19 protein-coding genes and 2 pseudogenes are annotated in these 23,791 nt (G+C 45.9%); all 21 read right to left on the bottom strand.

Translation table 11 applies throughout. The features are described 5' to 3' along the window. Positions 1-401 (bottom strand): hypothetical protein (locus ACT3T7_RS17475; protein WP_444631779.1); only part of this gene is annotated, 401 nt, incomplete at its 3' end. After that, positions 401-1,489 carry an acyltransferase gene (locus tag ACT3T7_RS17480; protein WP_444631781.1) on the bottom strand — a complete coding sequence of 363 codons (1,089 nt, stop codon included), beginning with the start codon at positions 1,487-1,489 and terminating at the stop codon, positions 401-403. The genes ACT3T7_RS17480 and ACT3T7_RS17475, both read right to left, overlap by 1 nt. Before the next feature lie 14 nt (positions 1,490-1,503). Next, positions 1,504-4,959, bottom strand: coding sequence for a capsular polysaccharide export protein, LipB/KpsS family (locus tag ACT3T7_RS17485; RefSeq protein WP_444631782.1), 3,456 nt, complete (start codon positions 4,957-4,959; stop codon positions 1,504-1,506). A gap of 179 nt (positions 4,960-5,138) precedes the next feature. Then, complete coding sequence (locus tag ACT3T7_RS17490) at positions 5,139-6,248, bottom strand: ABC transporter ATP-binding protein (protein WP_444631783.1); 1,110 nt, start codon at positions 6,246-6,248, stop codon at positions 5,139-5,141. A gap of 139 nt (positions 6,249-6,387) precedes the next feature. Beyond that, a complete protein-coding gene (locus ACT3T7_RS17495; protein ID WP_444631784.1) occupies positions 6,388-7,776 on the bottom strand; it encodes an MBL fold metallo-hydrolase RNA specificity domain-containing protein in 1,389 nt (462 codons plus the stop codon). A 562-nt stretch (positions 7,777-8,338) separates the two neighbouring features. Continuing rightward, complete coding sequence (locus ACT3T7_RS17500) at positions 8,339-9,067, bottom strand: phosphoribosyltransferase (RefSeq protein ID WP_444631786.1); 729 nt, start codon at positions 9,065-9,067, stop codon at positions 8,339-8,341. A 411-nt stretch (positions 9,068-9,478) separates the two neighbouring features. After that, positions 9,479-10,576, bottom strand: coding sequence for a chain-length determining protein (locus ACT3T7_RS17505; protein ID WP_444631787.1), 1,098 nt, complete (start codon positions 10,574-10,576; stop codon positions 9,479-9,481). A 3-nt stretch (positions 10,577-10,579) separates the two neighbouring features. Further along, positions 10,580-11,389 carry an ABC transporter permease gene (locus ACT3T7_RS17510; protein WP_444631788.1) on the bottom strand — a complete coding sequence of 270 codons (810 nt, stop codon included), beginning with the start codon at positions 11,387-11,389 and terminating at the stop codon, positions 10,580-10,582. A 118-nt stretch (positions 11,390-11,507) separates the two neighbouring features. Continuing rightward, entirely contained in the window at positions 11,508-13,259 is a 1,752-nt protein-coding gene (locus ACT3T7_RS17515; protein WP_444631790.1) for a polysaccharide biosynthesis/export family protein, read from the bottom strand. Further along, complete coding sequence (locus tag ACT3T7_RS17520; RefSeq protein ID WP_444631791.1) at positions 13,259-13,669, bottom strand: DVU3141 family protein; 411 nt, start codon at positions 13,667-13,669, stop codon at positions 13,259-13,261. The genes ACT3T7_RS17515 and ACT3T7_RS17520 overlap by 1 nt, the downstream gene beginning before the upstream one ends. A gap of 318 nt (positions 13,670-13,987) precedes the next feature. Continuing rightward, positions 13,988-14,542: a dTDP-4-dehydrorhamnose 3,5-epimerase gene (gene rfbC / locus ACT3T7_RS17525; protein WP_444631792.1), complete on the bottom strand. Its 555-nt coding sequence runs from the start codon at positions 14,540-14,542 to the stop codon at positions 13,988-13,990. Beyond that, positions 14,542-15,426, bottom strand: a complete 885-nt coding sequence (gene rfbA, locus ACT3T7_RS17530) for a glucose-1-phosphate thymidylyltransferase RfbA (RefSeq protein WP_444627919.1) — start codon at positions 15,424-15,426, stop codon at positions 14,542-14,544. Before rfbA ends, rfbC begins: the two co-directional genes overlap by 1 nt. Before the next feature lie 31 nt (positions 15,427-15,457). After that, positions 15,458-16,351, bottom strand: coding sequence for a dTDP-4-dehydrorhamnose reductase (rfbD, locus tag ACT3T7_RS17535; protein WP_444631793.1), 894 nt, complete (start codon positions 16,349-16,351; stop codon positions 15,458-15,460). A 38-nt stretch (positions 16,352-16,389) separates the two neighbouring features. Further along, on the bottom strand, positions 16,390-17,457 hold the full coding sequence (gene rfbB / locus ACT3T7_RS17540; protein WP_444631794.1) for a dTDP-glucose 4,6-dehydratase: 1,068 nt from the start codon (positions 17,455-17,457) through the stop codon (positions 16,390-16,392). Between the two features lie 180 nt (positions 17,458-17,637). Beyond that, positions 17,638-18,903: an O-antigen ligase family protein gene (locus tag ACT3T7_RS17545; protein WP_444631796.1), complete on the bottom strand. Its 1,266-nt coding sequence runs from the start codon at positions 18,901-18,903 to the stop codon at positions 17,638-17,640. A 177-nt stretch (positions 18,904-19,080) separates the two neighbouring features. Continuing rightward, positions 19,081-19,284, bottom strand: a pseudogene (locus tag ACT3T7_RS17550) (NAD-dependent epimerase/dehydratase family protein); the annotation flags it as partial. Positions 19,285-19,503: 219 nt separating this feature from the next. Continuing rightward, a complete protein-coding gene (locus ACT3T7_RS17555; RefSeq protein WP_444631797.1) occupies positions 19,504-20,889 on the bottom strand; it encodes an undecaprenyl-phosphate glucose phosphotransferase in 1,386 nt (461 codons plus the stop codon). Between the two features lie 30 nt (positions 20,890-20,919). Next, entirely contained in the window at positions 20,920-22,023 is a 1,104-nt protein-coding gene (locus tag ACT3T7_RS17560) for a glycosyltransferase family 4 protein (protein ID WP_444631798.1), read from the bottom strand. Positions 22,024-22,033: 10 nt separating this feature from the next. After that, positions 22,034-22,522, bottom strand: coding sequence for a glycosyltransferase (locus ACT3T7_RS17565; protein ID WP_444631799.1), 489 nt, complete (start codon positions 22,520-22,522; stop codon positions 22,034-22,036). Continuing rightward, entirely contained in the window at positions 22,519-22,977 is a 459-nt protein-coding gene (locus ACT3T7_RS17570; RefSeq protein WP_444631801.1) for an oligosaccharide biosynthesis protein Alg14, read from the bottom strand. Before ACT3T7_RS17570 ends, ACT3T7_RS17565 begins: the two co-directional genes overlap by 4 nt. A gap of 13 nt (positions 22,978-22,990) precedes the next feature. Continuing rightward, a pseudogene (locus ACT3T7_RS17575) lies at positions 22,991-23,791 on the bottom strand (hypothetical protein); the annotation flags it as partial.

The following is a 23,791-nucleotide window of genomic DNA, read 5'->3' on the forward strand; positions in this document are numbered from 1 at the left end:
TTAACTTTTAATCTCTTTGCTTGTCTATGATTAAAGTTTAAAGAAAAATTTTCTGCACCGTTTTTTTTCAAAACTCTTTCATTAAAAAATCGTTTATTAAGAATGCTATCTTTTGATAAATAACCATCAGACGCTATAATGGAAGTGTTGCCAACCGCATACGCTTTTATATGTTTTGTAATATATATAGGCGCACCAACGTTAGGTTTTTTAAACTTATCAATCGATACATTTAAAGGTATACATCCATTAAGAAACTGGACATTCTTATTATATGGTTGCCCGCGATCATAAATCTTAGCTTGACAATCTATTTTTGAACTTACTAAGTCAATAACCTTATCCACAAAATGCAATCTAGACCTAGAAGAAACATTTATATTATTTATATCAAAATTCATTAGACTCTCTCCTCACACCATTCTACATCTTTTTTTATTACCTTAGCTGGACTTCCACCGTATATCGAAAAAGAATCAGTTAAACTTTTAGTAACTAACGAATTGGCTGCAACTATAATTCCATCTTCTATCAAAACTCCCTTAAAAACCTTTATATCTTCCGACATCCATACTTTATTTTTAATAGTTATACTTATTGCAGGATTTATTCTATCTCTTGTACCTTTAGTAAAAATGCTATGGCTATCAGAAGTTCTAAATAGAACTTTTCCAAAGAGACAATCATCTCCTATCGATATAACCATGTTATTTTCTTGAGCAAAAAGGCGAGCTTCATTATTTGTAAAATAATTTCTTTTACCAATTAAAATTTTTGAATTATCTCCTTGTATGTGAAGCTTGCCCTTAATTTCTGATTGAGTCCCGATCATAATGAAATTGTTTGAACCTTGTATTTTTAACTTAACACTTGGTAATTTTACACCAGGCGATAAATAAACAAAATTATTCTCGCCACGACTATCAATTTCTAGAGTCTTAAATTCTTGGGAGTTGTCTTCAACGATTAGCTTTTTATTGAGCTCTGGCTTAGATCGTAGCTCGAAAGATATAAATACATCTTCATTTTCTAATACATTAACGCTAATAAAATAGCGTTGTAACAATAAAAACAGATTTAAATTATCTAATGAACACAAAAAATCATACTCAAAATGTAACAAAAAGTTTACTGGCTTATGTTTTATTAACAATGTTGATATTTGTAAAAAACTATCCTTACTGCTTATATTGCAAACTCCGCCGCTAAGGTCGTCTGAGCGCATATTTTGCAACTCTTTGGAATTTAATAATGTATGCTCAAGCTTTATATGATGATTTTTTTTTAATAAAGGCATTACCTTATTATTTAGAGTATCAGTAATAAGTAGTTTTTTGGGGTTACGCATTGATTGATAGTGAAATATAATTGCAATTTCAAATTTTTTCAAGACTCCATAGCGATTTTCAGTATAAAAGCAAAACTCATTAAAAGCCTTATTTTTATTATTTTTATCTTCCATTGCGTATACGAGTTCGTTTATTTTCATTATGAATATCCTTATTATGGTTTAACATTGCTAATAAAATAATCTAGAACCTCCTCAAGGCTACATTGTCTATTTAATATTGGACTGTAGTACCTTGAGAGTAAAATATAAGAAACAAAAAATATTTCTTCTACTGAGCGTTTCCTCGTTCTTCTTTCAATTTTCTGAACATCTTCTGTAACACCCCACCCAGAATAAAAAGGTAAACCATAGCAATGAACCTTTTTCCCAGCAAGAAGAGCTTCAAAGCCCATACCTGAAGTCACGACATAAACTTCATTAACAATATCGAATAATCTATGTGGATTTATATCATAATTAATCAAATAGACGTTACTCATATGCTTAGTATAGGCGATTTTATCGTTATTAAAATAACTTGATTTACCACCAGTGATTGCATCAGGATGCTGCTTAATAAGAATATCAGCATCTGGATTATTGCTGATTGCGTCTTGCAACATTAAATGAAAGCTATCTTCATTTCCTCCACCAGAGATAACAGATTGATCACCGAATCGCTGATCGAGGAGGAGTACTTTTTTATTATTTGAGCCAATACTAAGTTCAATATTAGGAGCATGGTTATATTTTGATAGCTTATTAGAGACTATTCTATTAATTGCAGCGTTAGCCCTACTTAGTTCTTCAGAAGTTAGCTCCTCACCATCTTCAAGTAGCATTTCCATTCTTGATGGTTTTGTCGAATCATAATAAGAAGTTAAGTCATCCAAGATAATTGATAAGCCAGCTTCTCCCGATAAACCAATTGCCATAGATCTTAGAAAGCCATCCTCAATAAAGATCAGAGGTCGAGAGAGCTTTTTAGCCGCTAAACGCTGCTCACTTTTATTTTTGGATTCTGTAATTCCCCACTGTGCAAAACAATCAACAGATATTAAAGAAGAAATACCTTCAGTTGCTTTGTTAGTACTAACAATCTTATTAGCTAAAAGCATATCTGATAGATAGCTTTGTATACCCATTAGAACAGCTTGTGTGGAGGGAATACCGACAATATCTATTCTTTTTTTATTTATTATTATAGATGAAACATTATCATCAAACTTGACGGGATCATTATTTGAGTTCATAAACTCCCAAAGATAATGAGAAATGCGCTCGCTCGCTTTCCCATCAAAGTGCCCTACAGAAAGATATTTTTTAGCCCAAGCCATACCCTCTCTATCAGGCGTGTATCCATTTTGTTCATAATTTTCAATAATCGCATCGATACCTTGTTTATCTACTGCAACCGGAATCTTGCAATTGTCCCAAATTTGTTCGAATGAAACATATTTAGTTGATAAGGGCATTCTTCCTAACAGCAATGCTTCAAAGAGCATAGTGCTATTGATTGATGCTACTATATCACAGTGAAAGATAGCTTCTTCAGGATCTACTAAATAGCAACTCGCATCGTCGATTGCCATATAATCGGAGGAATCTATAGCGCGTTTCATGGCTGCGTTTATTATAGTATGTTGAGCTGGCGGCAGCCTAATCAGTAATTGATAATCGTATTTAGTACATAAATCGGACAAATCCCAAATTGCCTGCCGCTGAGCTTGTAATGCAACTGATGTATCAAACTGAGAATCTAAAGGTTGAGTTGCAAAAAGAATAATCTTTTTGTTTGATAAACCATATATCTTGCAGAACTCATCGCGCTTTAATTTTGGTTCATAATTAAAATGTTTGTCAAACTTAGGAGCACCAACTGTTATAATTTTATCTTCAGGGTAACCTCTTTCGACAAAAATTTCTTTTTGTAAATCTCCCCACCCTAAAACTACATCAGAAATGGGTAAACTAGCATGCGCTACAACATCATAATAGTATGTTTTTTTATCAGCAAAGACTGATTCATGCGGAATTAGTATTACAGGTATGCCTAAATCTTTACAGCAATGAGCTATTAAGCGCATAGCTGGGAACCAATCAAATGTTAGGACCACGCCTTTAATCTTATGTTTTACCTGAACCAGCCTTCTTAAAATCATCTTTCTATAAAGAATTGGATTTTCTCTAGCAAACTTACCAACGTTTCGTCGATTACTGGGAAGATCATTAACAAAATCTAGAGGAGCGATCGGCACTCCTGTTTTTTCAATTTTATCTATTAAAGCATTTGTGTGTTCAGCTACCCATGGGACATATAAATATAATGTATCATATAAATCTAACTTTGCATTAAGCTCTTGTCCGATTGAAGGCTTATACCAAGTAGGTACTACGCTAAAGGTTTTTTGAGATTTTGCAACTGTATTGTTTTTCACTGCTACTTTTTTATCAGTTTTATTGCCTAAAGTATTTACGCTAGCTGGCTCTTTGATTATTTTTGGCGCCTTTTTAATTTTTTGCCGGTCTGCGGCATTTAGTATTAGGTTTATATGATTTATAACAGTTTCAATTTCGCATACACTCTTATCTATCGGATCAAAGTATTGTGGATAAAGAATGTAAGCTCCCGCAAAAAGCTGCTCGACTGTCAAAGTCCTATTTCTTCTTTCGCAAATTTCACGATCATCGGTTAAACCCCAACCTGAGTAAAAGGGACATCCTAGTGTTGTAACCTTTATCCCTCTAAGCAAAGCTTCAAAGCCAACTTGTGAAGTTATAGTATATACATGATCAACCGTTCCCAGCACATCTGATATGGCAATATTATCCAGTATCAGCTTGCATATATTTTTCACATCATCAGGATTGGACAGCATTTTCCTGTTGCTATGGAGTACGTCGGGGTGTGGTTTATAATATACTTCGGCCTCAGGGTTTTCACGTACTGCTAGTTGCACGACATCATTATTATTAAGCTGCTTTGAACACCCATACAAGATCGACGCATCATCCTCGACTTGACCAATAACCAAAACTCTCTTCTTTTGAGTTTTTTCTCCATATATATCTTTTGCTATACATCTTTTTCCATTGTTATATTTACTTATACCGCTTTCAAGAATTTTACTTATATTTTCTTTTGCTCTAACCATCAATTCTGTATTTTCTTCGAAATCATAATTCGAAAGTAGTTTCTCAAGATCAGATTCTTTAGAGGAATTAAAATAAGGGGTTTTATTATCAAAATTTAAGGATAATGGGGGAGCATGTTTCGAACCGAGTTCGACAGAACGAATAAATCCATCTTCGACATACTTAATCGGTTTGGTAGTTTTTGCGATAGACTCAGGTAAGTTCATCCCCCAAACCAAAATTTCAGCATTATTGGTTTTTTCGATAAGTGGAAGCCATTTTTTCTCTAGCAAAGCTTCGCTGGTTTTAAATGGAATATAGATAAATGTCTTGTCTGGCATCCAAGACTCGATAATTGGCCTTTTCCAATCGTTAATTCTAAAAGCAAAAACTGGATTTTTAACATTTGCCAATTTAGAAATTTCTTTTTTCTTCTTAGCTGAATCTTCAAAAAATTTAATTGGATGCTTGATTAGCTTTGTTAATTTACTCATTTGGTTTTCCTTTTCAAAAGTTAATTTTCAAAAGTTAAAAACTTTAACTTTTTTTGCTGTGCAATCTTAAAAATTACCGAACAAAATTAGTTTTTAGAGTTTTAATGGACTTTAATCTTATTTACGAGGTTTTAAATATATTAAACGTGCGACACCGTTTTTGGCTTAACTAACCACTATTAATAGTTTTCTTCAACATCTTCCAGCATTGCCTCTTTTTCACTTTTTAGCAAATAAGCCAATTTTTTGGCTTTTTTTAGTACGGCAATTTCATTTTTAGGCCAATTTTGTTCTAACGCTAAATTAAGACTGTACTCTATGCCAAGCACTGTACGGTCAAATTTTGCCACCTCTCCCCTAGCTGCTTTAATAATAGATTCTGGAGTTGCTTCTATAATATTATTAAGCTCGGTAACCCGTTTTTTTGCATGAACATGAGCTTTATTAATAACTTTCAAGTCTTCTTTTGACCAATTATTTTCTTTTGCTCTTTGAAGCAAAATGTTTAATCCTCCAGCTTTAGGTTTAATATTTTTCAGTTCTTGTTGTATTGCATTAATCTGATCATTACTTAACGTTTTAGAATCTATAACGAACGATTTTTCATTTAATTCATGAAGTGCTGATTTGTCGTCAGTATCTTGATGATACTCAGCAATAGCTTCACTGATGTTGTCGTACCAAATAGCAGCGCCATTTTTTAAGTAAATGCCAGCTTTACACAAATCTCTTAATATGCCTTCACTATGTGAAACCATAATTAGAGAAGACTTGCCTATCCGTTTTTTAAACAAGTCTTGCGCTTTTGCTTTAAATGAACGATCTCCCACAGCAGTAGCTTCATCGGAAATATATACATCAAAATCAAACGCAAGGGACAACCCAAATGATAAACGTGATTTCATCCCTGATGAGTAAGTGCGTACGGGCTCATCAAACGCACCACCTATCTCAGCGAAATCTTCTACGAATTTGATGATCTCTTTCAAATCCTCCCTACGCCCCTGAGCACGCGCGACGAATTTGGCGTTTTGCCGCCCTGTCATATTACCTTGCATGCCACTTGAAAGCCCTACCGGCCAAGAAACGCGTGTATGCCTAATAACTTCGCCCCTATCCGGTGTATCCATACCGGCAATCAGGCGTAGTAGCGTTGATTTACCCGCGCCGTTGGGGCCTATCAGTCCAACGCTGATCCCTTTGGGAATGGTGAGATTGATGTCTTTGAGTACCCAATCACTACCGTGGTGATTGTGGTAGCGCTTGTAGAGGTTACGAATTTCAATCATTGGGTTTTAGAGGCCATTGATGGTTCAAACTAGCACCTTGGGAAGCCGCAGGGCGTCTTCTTTCGCGCCGGGCCGCCGCTGCGGGTGCCTCGCTTCGCTCGTTACCACGCGCTACTGGCAACGGTGAGTTAAGCGTCGGTTAATCGGCGCTGATGACATTCACCTGCCTGCCTTTCTGTTGATAGAGGTTCTCAAGCTTATGTTTGAGCGCAGTGCGGGCAATTGGTTCGCCGTGTACCAAACGGATGGTATGGGGCCAGCGGTGCATGCGCTTTACGAAGTTTAGCAGGTCGTTTTGGTCGGCGTGGGCGGAGTAGCCGCTGATGGAGGTAACGCCTGCGTTAATGTCGATACGCTGGCCATCGATCTCTACCCAGCCGCCTTGGCCATATTGCTGTATAGCGCGGCCTGGGGTGCCTGCGCCTTGGTAGCCAACAAACAGCACTTGGTGGCGGGCATTGCCTAGCATGGCTTTTAGGTAGTTCATAATGCGTCCACCTGCGCACATACCGCTGGCGGCTATCACCACGGCGGGCCTGCCGGTTTTGGCTAAATACTCAACCGTTTGCTCGTGTTCGGTGTGGCTTTCTACGGTGTAGAGGCTGGCAAAGTTGAGCGGGTGGCGGCCCCCTTTTAGCCGCTTTTGGGCTTCATCATCCCAGTAGGGTTTTAGCGCGCGGTACACCTTTGTGAAACGGGCAGCCAAGGGCGAATCGACGATAATTTCGAGCGTGCTCCACTGGCTGTTTTTGGCTTCATGAATAATGCCTTCCAGTTCGTAAAGCAGTTCTTGCGTACGGCCTATGCTGAAGGCGGGCACCATCACCGTGCCGCCGTTAGCTAGCGCTTGTTCTATCGCTTTTCTTAAAACGGCGCGGCGCTGGCGGCGGTCCGGGTGGGTGCGGTTGCCGTAGGTGCTTTCCAACACTAGCTGGTCGCAGCCGTGGGGCGATGTAGGCGCGGGTAACAGCGGCGCGTGGGGGGCGCCTAAGTCGCCGGAGAAGACGATACGCTCTTTTTCGCCATTCGCCGCCTGGTGCGCTACTTCAACGTAACAAGAGCCTAATATGTGCCCTGCCCGTTTGAGCTTGATGCGGGTGGTGCCGTTTTCATCTTCAACGATGCGGTGCCATGTTTTGTAAGGCACGCTAACAATTTGCTTTTCCAGCTGTTCCTGAAAACGTTGGATCAGTTGTGTGTTGCGGGTAAAGCCAATTTTTAGCGCGTCTTCAATGACCAGAGGCAGTAGCTTGGCAGAAGGCTCTGAACAGATAATCGGGCCTTTGAACCCGGCTGCCAGCAAATAAGGCAGCCGCCCTACGTGGTCGATATGTACGTGGGTGATGACAAGCGCCTGTACGGTGCTGATATCAAATTCGATTTGGAGCTGTTCGAAGCTGTCTTCTTCCGCGTCTTCGCCTTGAAAGAGGCCGCAGTCGATGAGTAGTGAGTGTTCGCTATTCAGTATGAGCTGATGACAGCTGCCAGTAACGCCTGTTGCACCGCCGTGATGAATAATATCGAGCATGTGGCGCCTTTTTAGGTGTTGTCAGGGGGCTTCACCGAAGCCAGGTAGTAATTGGTGGCGCATTCGAGGCGTCGTTCCGTCGCCTTTCGCGGGTGCCTTTTGCTCGTTCCTCGCAAAGCGTTACCGCGCGCTACGTTTGAATAATCAAAGCGTTAGATAACCTGTAGTGCGTGGTAAGCGCAGCGCACCCGCAGCGGCGGCCCGGCGCAGGAGCGGCGCGAAGCGGTGCCGGGGTTGGGCCTTGGGGCGCATCCGGGGCGTCGTTCCGCCGCCATTCGCGGGTGCCTTTTGCTCGTGCCTCGCAAAGCGTTACCGCGCGCTACGTTTGAATAATCAAGGCGTTAGATAACCTGTAGCGCGTGGTAAGCGCAGCGCACCCGCAGCGGCGGCCCGGCGCGAGAGCAGCGCGAAGCGGTGCCGGGGTTGGGCATTGGGGCACATCCGGGGCGTCGTTCCGCCGCCTTTCGCGGGTGCCTTTTGCTCGTGCCTCGCAAAGCGTTACCGCGCGCTACTCGAAGGTGTGCCTAACATCTACTAGCGCGCTTAGCGCCCACTAGCGACCCTAGCTTGAATAATTTTTTGATAATAACCGCTTAGTTGTTTCTTTTTCTGCCTTAACGCATCGATTTCGGATCTCGTCAGCGGTTCTAAAGCCGACGAGATAACTTGCTTCGTTGGCGGTGAGGGCTGAGGTTTGTATTCCGAAGATATTTTTGATTTCATCACCAAAGCGCTCCTCCAATAATTGGATATGCTTTTTTACTGCGCGAAAATTTGTTGATCGACCAGCATTTACCAGCAGTATAGACCCAATTGCGTTTCCGCCGTTCATTAACAGGTAATTAGCCAACTCTGCCAATGTGCTCCCCATGCTGGTCACGTCATCGACAAGCACATATTTTCCACCCTGCTCCACAGTTCCTTCAAATGAGGGCCTTGAGATTAGCCTTTCCATGGGGTCTGCGCCGGTATGAAACACTCTTTGCAGCTGGACAATATCTGTCTCACTGGTACCCCCACACACTTCAGCACATAAAAGTGAAAGCATGAGTGGTATCGCATTATCACCAGCGGCTTCCTTGGCATAAGGAGAAACAAAAATAGCATCCTCAGGAAACTCACCATTGAGCGATGCTAGAAACTCAAGAGCCAACTCCTCTACAAGCTGTAACGCAGCATCAGGGTTACCAGCTTTCGCAGTTACGTAGTCCGGATGCTGCTTTATATCATTATCATCGTTAAAACAATGAAAGTGCTTAGCCCCTTCCGGGAAGGCGTATACCCTATCCATTGTCTTTACCCACAGTTCGTTGCCTTATGTACACAATGTACTTCTTGGAGATTTGCGTTAGTCGGTCCAAGTCAGCGTGTATATTTTGGCCCGTGCCACGATGCGTGTGGTGGGCGTTGGTGGCGCATTCGGGCGGCGTTCCGCCGCCTTTCGCGGGTGCCTTTTGCTCGTGCCTCGCAAGGCGTTACCGCGCGCTACACAACCAGCAGGGTTGGTATTTTGTAGCGCGTGGTAAGCGCAGCGCACCCGCGAGAGCAGCGCGAAGCGGTGCCGGAGTTGAGCGTTGGGGCGCATCCGGGGCGCCGTTCCGCCGCCTTTCGCGGGTGCCTTTTGCTCGTGCCTCGCAAGGCGTTACCACGCGCTACTCGGGGTTTTCACCCTTCACCCTTCACCCTTCACCCTTCACCGCTATCAGTCTCGGTGATCTTTTACGATCATGAGAATCATGCTGAAGATAAAGGCGAGGAAAATGGTGATGATGGCAAAGACACTGCTGTTGTAAAGTCGATTGGGTTCAGTGGGGTATTCAGGAAATAGCGGGCTTTGTAATACGCTTACCTGTTTAAGCTGACGCGCCGCTTCCAGGCGGGTGTTTTCCAATACGGCTAGCGCGTTTGAGTAGGTTTCCTGGGCAAACTGAGCCTGTAACTCTAGCGTTTGGTACTCTGATGAAACCCGGTTAAGTGAGTTTCCGGTGGCCTGGGCCAAGCGGTCACGCTGTTCCTCAATTTGATCGCGCAGCGCCGTAATGTTCCGTTCTACCTGGCGTAACTCGGCGGATTGTGTGCTTTGAAAACTTGCCAGTGCATTACGCTGTGCTTGAATGCGTGCCAAGTCGCCTTCCAGGGATGCGACGACCTGATTAATCCCCTCTACCGTGGCGGTGGGCGATACCAGGCCATATTCGTTTTGAAACTCAAGTAACTGGACACGCGTTTCTCTAAAGCGCTCTTCCAGGCCTACCATTTGGCGTTCTAAAAAGTGTACCTGCTCATCCGCCAAACGATGCCCCATTTGGTTCATATGGTCTTCGCCCGCTTTTAGTAGTAGCGATGCCATATCGTAAGCAAACTCTGGGGTATAAGCCTGCACTTGAATATTGAGTACGCCCGCATATTCATCCAGCTCTATATCCACTCGGCGCAAATAGTATTTATGCAAATCTTCAATAGGTACATCAGGATTACGCAACCTGGCAAAAAAATCGCCGTGCTCACTGTAATGCTGACGAACATTAAGCTGCTCATCAAGCAGGCGCAGCATATCGACTGAAAGCAAATGCTCACGTAGCAGGAGCAGGTCGGCAGTGTTACCCGCACCGCCTCCCATTAGCGATGACAGGTTAAATTCCGGCGTGGCCACCTGGGGGCTTTCAAGCACTACCGTGGCATAGGAAACATAACGTTCTTGCGCCCATACAAACCAGTAAAATGACACAAGCAAAATCGCCAAAATAGCGATGGCCCACTGGGGCGATTTATTAAAAAAACGACGTAACGAAACAGGCATGGGTTATTGGGCCTTTAATCGGTCAACAAAGCGCAGGTGCATTAATAGCCCTAGCGCGTTCAACGTAAGGGTTACCATCCAAAAATAGAGCATGCTGGTACCGTGAATGGTTTTATAGTTTTCAAAAAAACCTAACCGCAGGGTTTCTAATCCGTGGGGAATCGGATTAAGCATTAAGTATTCAAGCAGCCAGTGCGGCATTTGATTAAGCGGAAACATGACGCCCGAGATAATCAATAGAGGCAATGAAAGCATTCGAATTACTTTGCCCACTTCAGGCACTAGAGAGGAGGCTACAGATGTTACTAGCCCTAAGCCCACTCCTAGACTCCAAAGCGATAGCCATGCAGCCATGGCTCTGATGGCGTTATCGGGGTATATATCCAACCCCAGCATCAGGCCGCCCGCAATAAACAGTAAAAAAATAAAGGTCCGTAACATCCCTTCAAGGAAGTTGCGAACTAAAACAGGGTCTACGGGCTGTACTTGGCGATAAGCAAACAGTGCCCTGTTACCTTCAATCGCCCCCATGCCGCGCAACATGCCCTCCCTTACCAGGAAGAACCCCATCATTCCCGCAATCATCCAGGGTATAAAGGGGGCATTTACGATTAACCGATCACCACGAATAAAGCTGCGGATGCCGACCATAATAGCGACCAGGGCAAACGGCTCGAAGATCATCCAGAACCAGCCCATGCGGTCGGCCATGGTGCGTGAAATAGCTTCGCGCATGAACATGGCGTACCACACGCTGCGGGTGACTTGCCAGGACGTGCGTGCGCCCCGGCGTGTTGCTTGTGTTTCAGCCATGACGGGGTGCCGCCTTAAAGTGCGTGTTGCTTGTCATGAATTTCTGCATGTGCGGGTGCCGCCTTTCGCGGGTGCCTCGCGCTACGAGGGCACCCCTTAGCGACTCACCAATCACTCATTACAGGTCCAGCGCGACGCGCGTGGTCACGGCGATCTGGAAGAGGATCTGGGTAAGCGTAGAGGCCAGCTGTAAGTTGTGTACCGGTGCCTTGGGCATTACGAGGATTTCATCACCTGGGCGCAGCGGTGAATTACGCGCGTGTTCCACGGCACCGTTTTGGCGCACCAGTAGAATCTGGCTCTCATCGGCGCGCTCGGTAAAGCCACCGGCACCCTCTACGTAATCAATAACGCTCATGCCAGGGCGATACACCACGGCCTGGGGCACCACGATTTCACCGCTGATCAGAACCGAATCACTGATTTCCGGAATGGTGATCACATCGCCGTCTTGCAGGCGGATATCCGAAATCTTGCCGCCTTGCGCGACTACCAGGCGGCCACTGGGTTCAAGGTCGCTTGCCCGTTCAATAAAGCGTTCAATCAGCTCGGCTTCACGCAGGCGAATTTGGGCTTCTTCGTCGGTGCGTGAGGTGGCGCCCAGGTAGGTGGTTTCCAGGCGGCGTAGGCTGTCTTCCAGCGCCTGTTCCTGCTGCTCCTTCACGCTTTCACGGCGCAGGGAAACGCTTTCAACAGCGGTAAGTCCTTGTGGCACGGCAATGGCATCAAGCAGTTCACTTAGGCGAGCATTGCGCGGCAAGGCGTAGAATGAAGGCCCAAAGTAGCTGCCTTCTATTTCAACCACGATGGTTTCATTGCGTTGGTCGGCAGTGAAGGTGACTTCGTCGCCACTGCGAATCGTTTGTCCAGCAAACATATCAATGGGGAAATATTGAGCGATAGGACCATCAGTACGATGACCACGCAGCAGCACATTGGATACACCGCTTCTCAGCCGCGCCAGGTTTAAAAGCTCGGCGCCGCTAAGCGTGTTACTGGTTAGCTCATAGCGCATCTCGCGGTGCACGTCTCCAATAACGGCAATCGCTGGGCCGCGCTCTTCCACAACAATGGTGTCGCCATCCTGAAATTGCGGGCGCGCAATGGTGCCGTTAAGCAAAAAGTCGTAAAGGTCCACCGTTGCAACCAGGCGATCGTTGCGCATTACGCGCACTTGGCGGTAGCTGCCGAGGTCTTGTTCGATCCCGCCTGCCTGATCTAGAAAGTAGAGCAGCGAGTCATCGGGCGTACCGGCATAGCGCCCAGGGTTTTGCACATAACCTGTGACATAAACGGCGACGGGCTGGACGCCTTGCAGGTTGGTGTAAACCTCTACGTTGTCAGGATATACCGAGGTAATCGCACGGCGAACACTGTTATCGACCTGCTGGCTACTCTGGCCTTCTACATTTAAGGGGCCGGAACCTGGGATGAAGATGTTGCCCTGGGCGTCAACCGGCAACACGCGGTCTAACTCGAAAGCACCCCAGGCACGCACGGTGACCTGGTCGCCTGGTTTAATGCGGTAGTCGGCGTTCAGGCCATCGCCCATGGCGCCACGAAAACCACCGGTGAAGAGGTTATACCCAAAGGGGGGCAGCGCATCCGGGTCGCGGGGTGGTGTGGCAATGGGGCCATAAGTGCCACTGCGCCAGTCGGCTCGGGGCATGTCGTCTATCTGGCCTTGCTGCTGCCCCTGCTGGCCTTGAGACGATGCCCCCTGACTACTGCGCTGGCCTGAGAGGGTGTCGTCCGGCAGGCTGATAACCTGGGCGGAGGCCGACGCACTGAACGCGATCAAACAGACGAGCGAAACGGTTGTCAGCGCTTTCGATAGGCAAGCGCGCTTGCATGCTTCAAAGAGATTCATTAAAGGCGCCCTTCTGCCGTTTGCGTTATGACTCGCTGGTTTACCCACTCTTCTGACGATGCTTTGCATACCAGTGCGCGGCGAGCTTCGCCACTCATGCCAATCACTTGTAGGCGGCGGCATTCACGCCCACTGGCTGCCAGGTAGGGTTCGTCGGCCACAATTTCAACATTGTCGCCCCACGGGCTTGCAGCCACGCTGATAACGCCACCGGCAGGCGTTTGGTCCAGAAAGCCATTCACGCTTTCATCAAGAATGGGTTTTGCGGAGTCATCATTAAGGACATAGCGCGGCTGTTCAGAGGCGCTGCCGGAAGGATAGCTTGTGGCGCACCCACTGATGACGACCATACTTAACGCGGCCAGCAGCATGCGGGCCGGTCGCGCTATTAAAAATGAGGTATTTGGCATAATAATTTTCCAAAAAAGGCACGCTACCGCCCAGGGATTGTAACGGGCGCATTCCCTTGCCCAACGCTGTGCGGATAAAATTTGATAATCATTGCTATTTAAATGCTCAGGCATTGTAAGGGATTAGCAGGCCTGGCTCTACTCTTGAGACTATTTGTGAGCCTATTCATTTTATATTTATCCCCAAAAAGGGTTAATGTAATCGCCGAATGGACTATTGAAGTTCAAATGAGTAATAAAAAATAATTAGATTTAAAAAAACCACTCTGATCGCCAGAGTGGTTTTATGTGCAGCGCCACATAAATAGAGCCTATCTACTATGGCTTGCCATATACCTCTGCAGCTTTCAACGCCCTGCCTGCTTGGTCTTTTTCAGATAGCGCAAAGGGTACCGGTAGCTCTGGCCACCGAATGTTCAGGTCCGGGTCATCATAACGGATACATCGCTCAGATTCAGGGTGGTAGAAGTCGGTGGTTTTGTAGAGGAAATCCGCTGTTTCAGACAGCACCACAAACGCATGACCAAAGCCTTCTGGCACCCACAGCTGGCGGCTGTTTTCAGCGGAAAGCTCAACGCCTACCCACTGCCCAAAGTGAGCCGAGTGTTTACGCAAATCGACCGCCACATCCCACACAGAGCCCTGCACCACGCGTACCAGCTTGCCCTGTGGCTGCTCTAACTGATAATGAATGCCACGCAGTACACCCTGGCGGGAGCGCGAGTGGTTATCCTGCACAAATTCACGCGTGCAGCCCGTGGCCTCTTCAAACGCCTTCTGATTAAAGCTTTCCATAAAGAAGCCGCGCTCGTCGCCAAATACCCTGGGCGTTAACGCTACCACGCCGGGCAGCGAGGTCTCTTCAATCTGCATTACAGGCTCCCTTTGGCATCCAGCCGCGTCAATAGGTACTGACCATAGCCGGTTTTAGACAGTGCATTCGCGCTTTCGCGCAGCTGGGCATCGCTCAGCCACCCTTGCAGCCAGGCAATTTCTTCCAGGCAGGCTACCTTCAGCCCTTGGCGGTGCTCGATGGTTTGTACGTACTGGCTGGCTTCCAGCAAGCTATCGTGCGTGCCGGTATCCAGCCATGCAAAACCGCGCCCCAGGCGCTCAACACGCAGGTCGCCACGCTCAAGATACGCGTTATTGATGCTGGTAATTTCCAGTTCGCCGCGCTCTGAAGGTTTCACCTGGCGGGCAATGTCCACCACATCGTTGTCGTAGAAGTAGAGGCCAGTAACGGCATAGGGCGACTTGGGCTCGGCAGGCTTTTCCTCAATGGAGACCGCCTTGCCATCATCATTAAACTCGACCACGCCAAAGCGCTCGGGGTCTTTTACTAAATAGCCAAACACAGTGGCACCGCTTTGCTGCGCAGAAGCCCGTTTCAGTTGGTCCGAAAAGTGCTGTCCGTGAAAGATATTATCTCCCAGCACCAAACAGACCGGCGCATCACCAATAAAATCTTCACCGATCAAAAACGCTTGCGCCAGGCCATCCGGGCTTGGCTGCACCGCGTACTCAAAACGTACGCCGAACGCGCTGCCATCGCCCAGCAGGTTTTCGTACTGAGGAAGATCTTCAGGCGTAGAGATAATCAGAATTTCCCGAATCCCGGCCAACATAAGCACCGAAATGGGATAGTAAATCATCGGCTTGTCATAAATAGGCAGTAGCTGCTTTGAAACACCGCGTGTAATTGGATGCAAGCGTGTACCGCTGCCTCCTGCCAAAATAATACCTTTACGTTGCATCGTTTTTTGCTCCTTGCTCATGGCTGCGCGGTTAACGCGAGCGGGCTATTTCTTCCACGGTCAGAGCCAGTTGGCTTTGCCAATCCGGCAGCTGTACTGCTAGCGCTTTTTCGAGCCTATCAACGGACAGCCGCGAGTTCAGCGGGCGCGCAGCGGGCGTCGGGTAATCCGTGGTTGGAATAGCCGAAATGCCGTCCGGCGTAATGACCAGCGGTAAACCGCACTGCTTTGCCGCCTTAAAAATCTCACAGGCAAAGCCATGCCAGCTGGTCTCGCCACGCGGTGCCAAATGGTATACCCCGCTTGCCAGGGTGGCACCTTCGCTTAGCAGCCTCGTTAGCGCCTGCTGCGTTATCAGCGCGATCAAACGCGCAGGCGTCGGCGCGCCTACCTGGTCATTAATAATGCTTAACGCCGAGCGCTCTGCCCCTAGGCGCAACATGGTGGCTAAAAAGCTTTTGCCAAAGGCACTGTAGACCCAACTGGTACGAAAGATCAGGTGCTGGCAGCCGCTATTCATTACCGCTTCGTCACCGGCAAGCTTGGTCGCGCCATAGACGTTGCACGGCCCGGTGGTGTCACTCTCCTGCCAAGGCTCACTGCCTTGGCCGGTGTATACATAATCGGAAGAGTAATGAATCAGCCATTTGGATTGCTGCTGGCAGTATTCAGCCAACTGCTCGGGCAGCGCCGCATTCAAGCGCTCAGCCATTGCCTGGTCGGATTCAGCGTTATCCACTGCCGTATAAGCCGCCGCATTGATCACTACATCGGGCTGATGCGTTGCCAAGTACGCCGCAACCGCATTGGCATCGGAAAGGTCCAGCGCCGCTCTGCCGGGTGCCAACACATTACCCAACGTTGCCAACTGGCGCTGGAGTTCAAACCCGACTTGGCCATTGCCGCCGGTAACGAAAATATTCATACCCAAACCCTATAGGTCACAGTGATCCGTGAGCGGGGTTACAAACTCCCCAACCGCTCGCCTTGATAGCTACCGTCTTGCACGCGCTGCCACCATGCACGGTTATCAAGGTACCACTGAACGGTTTTGCGCAGCCCGGTTTCAAAGGTTTCTTCCGGGCGCCAGCCAAGTTCGCGTTCGATTTTTCTGGCATCAATCGCGTAACGCAGGTCGTGGCCTGGGCGGTCTTGTACGAAGGTGATCAAATCGCGGTAACGATGCTCAGCGGGCACCAGTTCCTGCAGTAAATCACACAGGGTTTCGACCACCTCAAGGTTCGCTTTTTCGTTATGGCCGCCTATGTTGTAGGTTTCGCCTACCATGCCCTCGGTCGCGACCTTTACCAGCGCACGGGCGTGGTCTTCTACGTACAGCCAATCACGCACCTGCTGGCCATTGCCATATACCGGCAACGGCTTGCCCGCCAGGGCGTTTAAAATCATCAGCGGGATCAGTTTTTCAGGGAAGTGGTATGGCCCGTAGTTATTGGAGCAGTTGGTTACCAGTACCGGCAGGCCATAGGTGCGGTGCCAGGCACGCACCAGGTGGTCCGAGCTTGCCTTGCTGGCGGAATAGGGTGAGCTGGGTGCATACGGGGTTTCTTCGGTGAAGAGGTCTTCCGGGCCTTCCAAATCGCCATACACTTCATCGGTCGAGATATGATGAAAGCGAAACGCCGAAGCTTTTTCCGGCGCGCTCGTTTGCAAGCCTTTCCAGTAATGGCGAGCCGCTTCCAATAGCGTGTAAGTGCCCACTATGTTGGTTTGGATAAACGCCGCTGGGCCGTCTATAGAGCGGTCTACGTGCGACTCTGCTGCCAAGTGCATCATCACATCCGGCTGGTGGCGCTCAACAATAGCCGCCATACGCGATGCATCGCCAATATCGGCCTGCTCAAAAATGTAGCGCTCGCTACCTTCAACCGCTGCTAGCGACTCTAAATTACCGGCATAGGTTAACGCATCGATATTGACGACTTCATGATCGGTCTTTTTGATAAGTGCTCGCACAACCGCCGAGCCAATAAAGCCCGCGCCGCCTGTTATTAAAAAAGTTTTCGTAGACATAGTTTCTTCACAAAAGGTCAATTTAATGATTCACCGCTATGCATGGGCCTGCGCTTTAAGCCAAATATTTTGGCATGCAGGCTCTTTAGCAACGACACATAGATATAAAAAGCCAAGTGCTTGGGAGGCTAGGCGCAGGCTTGTAACCAGCACACTTTGTAATAGTGGCAAGAATCCCGATTACGACACTGGTGCCTGACGGGCCATTTGCGTTTGATTAGCGTAGATCCCCCAGAGCACAGCCAGCAAGAACGCGTACATCATTACGCCGCTGTTATGCGTTAAAAATGCTTGCGATAATCCAAAGTCCATAAAGGTAACCGGTAGCAGCACGCCCGCCGTTGCAACCGCACGCGTCGCTAAATCTTTTGCATTTATTTGTTTGGCGAATAAGCGCATGGGTACTAGATAAAGCGCTAACAGCACGACCAAGCCAAGTACGCCTCGCTTTGCAAACGCGTCTATAAATTCATTATGCGCGTGCCCATACTGGGTAACCTGCTGGTCAATAACCCCTTGTTCGCCCAGTGTTTGCATTGCCTGTACGTAGCCTTGCGTACCCCACCCTGTGAGTGGTTTTTCCATTATTAAATGACTGGCGCCCCGCCACATTTCAAAGCGGGCACCTAACGAATTAGTGCGGCTCTCACCACTTATATAATTATTAATATCGTAAAAGGTGTAGTGCACCCTATCCTGAACACCTGTTTGAGGGATCAAGTAAACAGTCAGACCCGCTGCTATAACAGCGCCAACAATGGCGAGCTTCATCCAGGTAGCAAAGAGGCTTCCGTAAGCGCGGTAGAGTATAAGTAAAACGATAGGGAAACCGACCCAGCCGCCACGGCTACCAGAAAAAAGCGACCCAAGCACACCACCTAAAAAACCGGCAAAGAGCAGCGTTATCCAAAGTATACGGTGCTGACGCTGGACATGCGCCCACCCCAACCCCGCCAGGCAGAGCACGCCTAACAGCATACTTAAATTGCCGAACTGAATAACGTGTGTGAATCCTTGCGCTCTATCAATGCTTTCGACCAGTTTTTGCCAGCCTGCCCAGCTTCCTGCGCTTATCCCTCCTAACGCAATACCGGCCCACACAACACTTAAATGGGGCGGGTAGCGTAACACCCACCATAGTGCAGGCACGGCCAATATAAAGCGTACAGGCTTATCGATGCCGCTACTGCCTTGACCATCCCATAACGCTTCGGCCATGCCGACTAGTGCATAAGCGCATAACACTGCCACAATCAGCCAGTCTTCGCGAGCAAGCGTTGGGAGGTGCCAACGCAACAATAAGTAAAGACCCGCTAGCAATAAAACAGCGGCACCTAATGAGTAACCGCTAGGAATAATGAGCGCAATGCTGACCAGTAGAAAAACAGCGACATCCGTTAGAGCCACGGAAAACGAGAGAGGCGCACGGGATTCGTGCATATTCATTGCAGGCTTCAAGACAAGCACCCTTCGATAAGCGCTGCTATAAACGGCAGCAGAAAGAGCGCGAATGCTACCACAGTCAAAACCCGTTCAAGAAAAGTATGTGTGCTTTTCAAACGTCTAGTGACGCTTTTAGGCTAGCGGCCTTACAATATGCCCATGCGTTTCGCGGGCACATACAGTACCCAAATTGTAGTAACTCACCCTTGGCGTCTCCAATACGCGCAACGCGGCGCAGTGCCCCTTGGCGAGATCGACAACGTGCAGATAGTCACGCATGCAGGTACCGTCCAGAGTTGGGTAGTCATTACCAAAAACCGTGACATGTGGAAGCACTCCCGCCGCCACTTGACTGATATAAGGCATCAGATTATTAGGTGTTCCTGTTTAGCAAAGACAGAAGCCAAAAACACCGCAGATATCGACCTCGTAAAATGAAATCGAGCACCGCGAAATAGTCTCTATGCGCTCGATAACACAGTGTTTACTGTTACAAAGGTTATCGACAATGATCACTTCAATGCCAGCATGAAGCAGTTCTACTGCGATATGAGAGCCGATCTAACCTGCATCGCCCGTTAACAACACCATCACAATATCTCATTAATACGCATTTTTATGCTTGAATCCCTTAAAAATCGTCATACAGATAATTTTCAAATCCAGCCAGATAGACCAGTTATCGATATACCATAAGTCGTATTCAACGCGCCTTTGCATTTTTTCCAGCGTATCGGTTTCACCTCTTAATCCATTGACCTGCGCCCAGCCCGTAATACCGGGCTTTACCTTATGGCGCCGCATATAGGATTCTACAAGCTCTTTGTAATACTCATTATGGGCGAGTGCATGTGGGCGTGGACCAACTATCGACATTCGTCCTTGCAACACGTTATAAAATTGCGGCAACTCATCTAATGAGGTTTTACGCAGGAAAGCACCTATCGACGTAAGACGACTGTCGCCCTTGGTCGCTTGAGTCACTATACCTTGCTTTTCCTCATGGACCTTCATTGAGCGAAATTTATATACTTTAAAAACCTTACCGCTTGAGCCAGTTCGGTACTGTTTAAACAAGACAGGCCCTGGCGATGTGATTTTAATGATCACGGCAATAGCGGCACAGACGGGTAAAATTATTAGCGTAATGAGTGTACCCAGTACAATATCCTCTGCGCGTTTAAAAAAACGTGCCATACCGCTCATTGGAGAAACACTTAAGTCAATTGCTAAGTGACCAGCCACTTCACTCGTGCGATGATTCAACAAGCGCATGTCTTTAAAATCGGGAATTAAACGAATATCCTCCGTATGATTTCTTAACGCATAGAATAGAGCATGTACGGTTTCGCCCATTTCTAGTGGCACACAAATCCAGACCTCTCGCGCTCTAGATCCATTAATGCGCTGAGCAATACACGTTATATCCTCTTGTGTTAACGGCCCTCTAAGACGCTCGACACCTGCAATTGAGTGCCCTTCCCAAGATGAATTACGTATACCTTGGGCGACATTCAGCACATTGCTGTCAGGGCCCACCAGAAATACGGGGCGCCGTGCACCACCGTTTAAACGTGTATGCTGCAATGCCAGTTGTACAAGAAGACGGGCTCCTCCCGCTAAAAAAAGGGAAATAACGAGTGTAAGACCTATCCACAGCCTGGAATATCGATCTGCTGCATGTGAAAAGTATATAAGAGAAGCAGCTGTAATGGCGACTATACCCCATACAAACGTTAGCCTCGCCAGCATTTGAAAAATAGGAGTGATCCGCCAACGCTGATAGCTTCCTGACATACTATTGATAACCAGCACCAGCAAAGCTATACAAATTAATGCTAAAACATAGCGTTCATGAAGGTGCAAAGAACCGAAGCGCATCCTAAATGCCATAATACCACCGACAAGAATGGCAAATATATCAAAAAAAGGAAAAACGACTTGTGGAGGGTAACGCTCCGAAAAAGTCATTGCTTGTGACTTACCCATCTCGCTCATCCTTAGCTAATTTTCCAAGCATTAGCAGTTTGTATCACTTTGCTGCCGACTTAAGATGCTATTTACTCCAGAAGTAAATACATTATAGTAGCTAAATTGTTGTTGCACCTTCCGCGCCTCAGAAGATAGTTCAATTTTTGAAGAATGCGATAATTGATAAAAACCCTCAATAGCCTGAGCTAGTCCATCAACCCCTTTCTCGTAAAAAAAACCGTTTCTACCATCTTGAAGATATTCAGATGCTGCTTCTAATTTTTTATTTGCAATAACGGGAATACCACAAGAAAGTGCTTCCAAGGCCACCAAACCAAAGCTCTCAGTCTCAGAAATAGAGGGAAAAACGAAAACAGAAAACTCTTCCATATAAAATGGCAGTTTTCTACGTTCAATGGCACCAAGAAATTTAACTTGAGAAGATAACCCAAGTTTCAGAGCTAAAGCCTCAAGCTGTTGACGCTCTGAACCATCACCAATGATTGTTAAACATGCATTAGGAATAGGTAATTTTGCGAAAGCCTCAATTAATTCTCGACAATTTTTCATGGGTTCTAAACGGGACACAAAGCCTATATTAAAGACCACTTCACTAACATATGCTTTTTTATTCTCACCGCTTGTAAATTCTTCGCCTCCAACACAATCAGGATAAACTTTAACTATTTTTTCAATTGGCAAATTAAGCTCTTTACTTAATTTCTCACGATAATAATCTGAAGGCACAACATAGAGCTGCACTTCATTTTTAACAAATTTAAACAACAAAGAGAAGAAAGGCACATCATTTATTTTCTTCAAGTCTGACCCATGAAAACGTAAAACAATATATCTTTTTACCCTTAGCACTTTGATCAAGCATATAACAGGTAAAAAATAAACTGGATAATGAATCTCCACGATAGTGCTGTTCGAACTATTAAACAAAGAAGCTATACATCTTAACAACAAACCTGCGTAAAGACAAACCTTACTTAACACTCCATTAGGTTTCTCTTTAATAGCCACTAACTCAACATTTTCCTCGCCCAGCACTTTTCTCCAAGCTTTTTCAGTGGAGTGTACAAAAGTGCCATAATAAGGAGCCTTATGAGAAGGGTACATATTTGTCCAGAGCAACAAGCGTTTCACTATAAGGCTCCTAAAAACCCAAATAAAAGGAAATTTTTTTTCCTAAATCACTAGCATTAGAATTCGGCTGGATTACTTGCGGGCTTTCCTCATTAACAAGCTCATTCAATCCATCTTGAAATGCTAATTTTTCCATACAGAACTTCAATGCGGGATACTGATTAGAAAAAGCGCTAACAGTATCTAATTGATGATCATTTCGATGCTCTGATAATGAGCATTTTCTAGCTAAAAACACTCCCTTTTTATTGTGATCCAGGCACGATAAAACACTGCCTATTCCAGCATGAGAAACAATACAGTCTGCTCGACAGAACCACAGATAATACTCATCCATCGAAAGTTTTTTATATAGCTTCATATTTGAACTAATAAACAAACTATCTTCGCCTATCTGAGCAACCACTTCTCCTTTATAACCTACCTTTATTTGCCATTCAGAAAAATAATTTAAAAGCCGATCAAAAGGTAACTGAGTTCCAACTGTTATAAAAATCACAATACTTTCCCCCAGTACTGAACGCGCTTATTTTTTTTAGAAACATCTTCCCATTGGGTTAAGCATATATCACAAACATACTTAGCTATACCACCAGAAAAAGAGAGTTTCTGGCAATTAGCCATACTATCTACCCATATCGTTCTCTTACCCATAATTTTGGCAACGCAACACATAATTAAACCGGGCAATGCGCCTGTAGATATCACTACATCAGGCTTTACCTTGGACAAAATTCCAAATGCTTTCCAAACCGAGCTAATGATTTTACATATACTGCTTTTACGGTGAACATTTGGAAAATAATATGCCATCTCTTCTTCTAGCTTTACGTCTCTCTCCGTCACTGCAAATGCATAAACGACATCTTGATCGACTGCTTTTTTAATTTTCTCGTAAAGATGCTTTAATTGTATAAAATGCCCACCAAAAGAAGCAACAAACAAAATTTTCATATCATATCCCTCTCTAACTGTTAGCGTTCTTCTTTATAATGTATAAATAAGCTAAAAAGAAAGCAGTAGTGCTTGATGCTATTCCTGAATTAACTACATGACCTGCCGTAACGCTTACACCAACAATAATGATAACTAGTAAAATGAAACAAAAACCATGCCGAGGAATGCTTTTCATTAACTCAAAGGACCATATAGCTCCCAATAACCATGGAAAATAAAATAGAAGAGGGCCGATCACACCAAATGCAACAAAAACATCCACTATATCAATCTCAGATATCGAACCTGTAATAAATCGGAACTGGTCAACCCCCACACCAAAAAAAACATCAAAAAAACCAAAATTACTGATGACATGATGAAAAGCGTCTTGTACGAATACTACGCGTCCACTCAATAGAGCTCCCCAAAAACCATCATGCAGAATATATAAAAATAGCATGCGATCAAGTAAACCTGAGGCTTGGGCAAAATAGTAACCAAGAAACGTAACAGCCCCTCCTCCTATTAATGCAAGCATGTAGATAGCAGGTAGCCGATGAACTTTAAAATAAGCATTATAAATTAGTGCGCACAGATACACCAAGAAAATACCAAGCATAGCAGCTTTTGTTGCCTTCATTAAGAAGAACAGTAGTAATACAAGGAAAACAATAAAGAGAAGCCCTCCTCTTTTTTTCTCAGCAACATAGACAAGAATAATACTTGCCGATGCTAGCATCAGATAGCTCATTTCATTTCCCGCGATAATGTAGCCTTTACCGCCTATGCCACTCGAGTACTGAGCTTCGCCAAGCCCAAATATACCTAG

The sequence above is a fragment of the Halomonas sp. 111 genome (assembly GCF_052379685.1).
Classification (GTDB): Bacteria; Pseudomonadota; Gammaproteobacteria; order Pseudomonadales; family Halomonadaceae; genus Vreelandella; species Vreelandella citrativorans.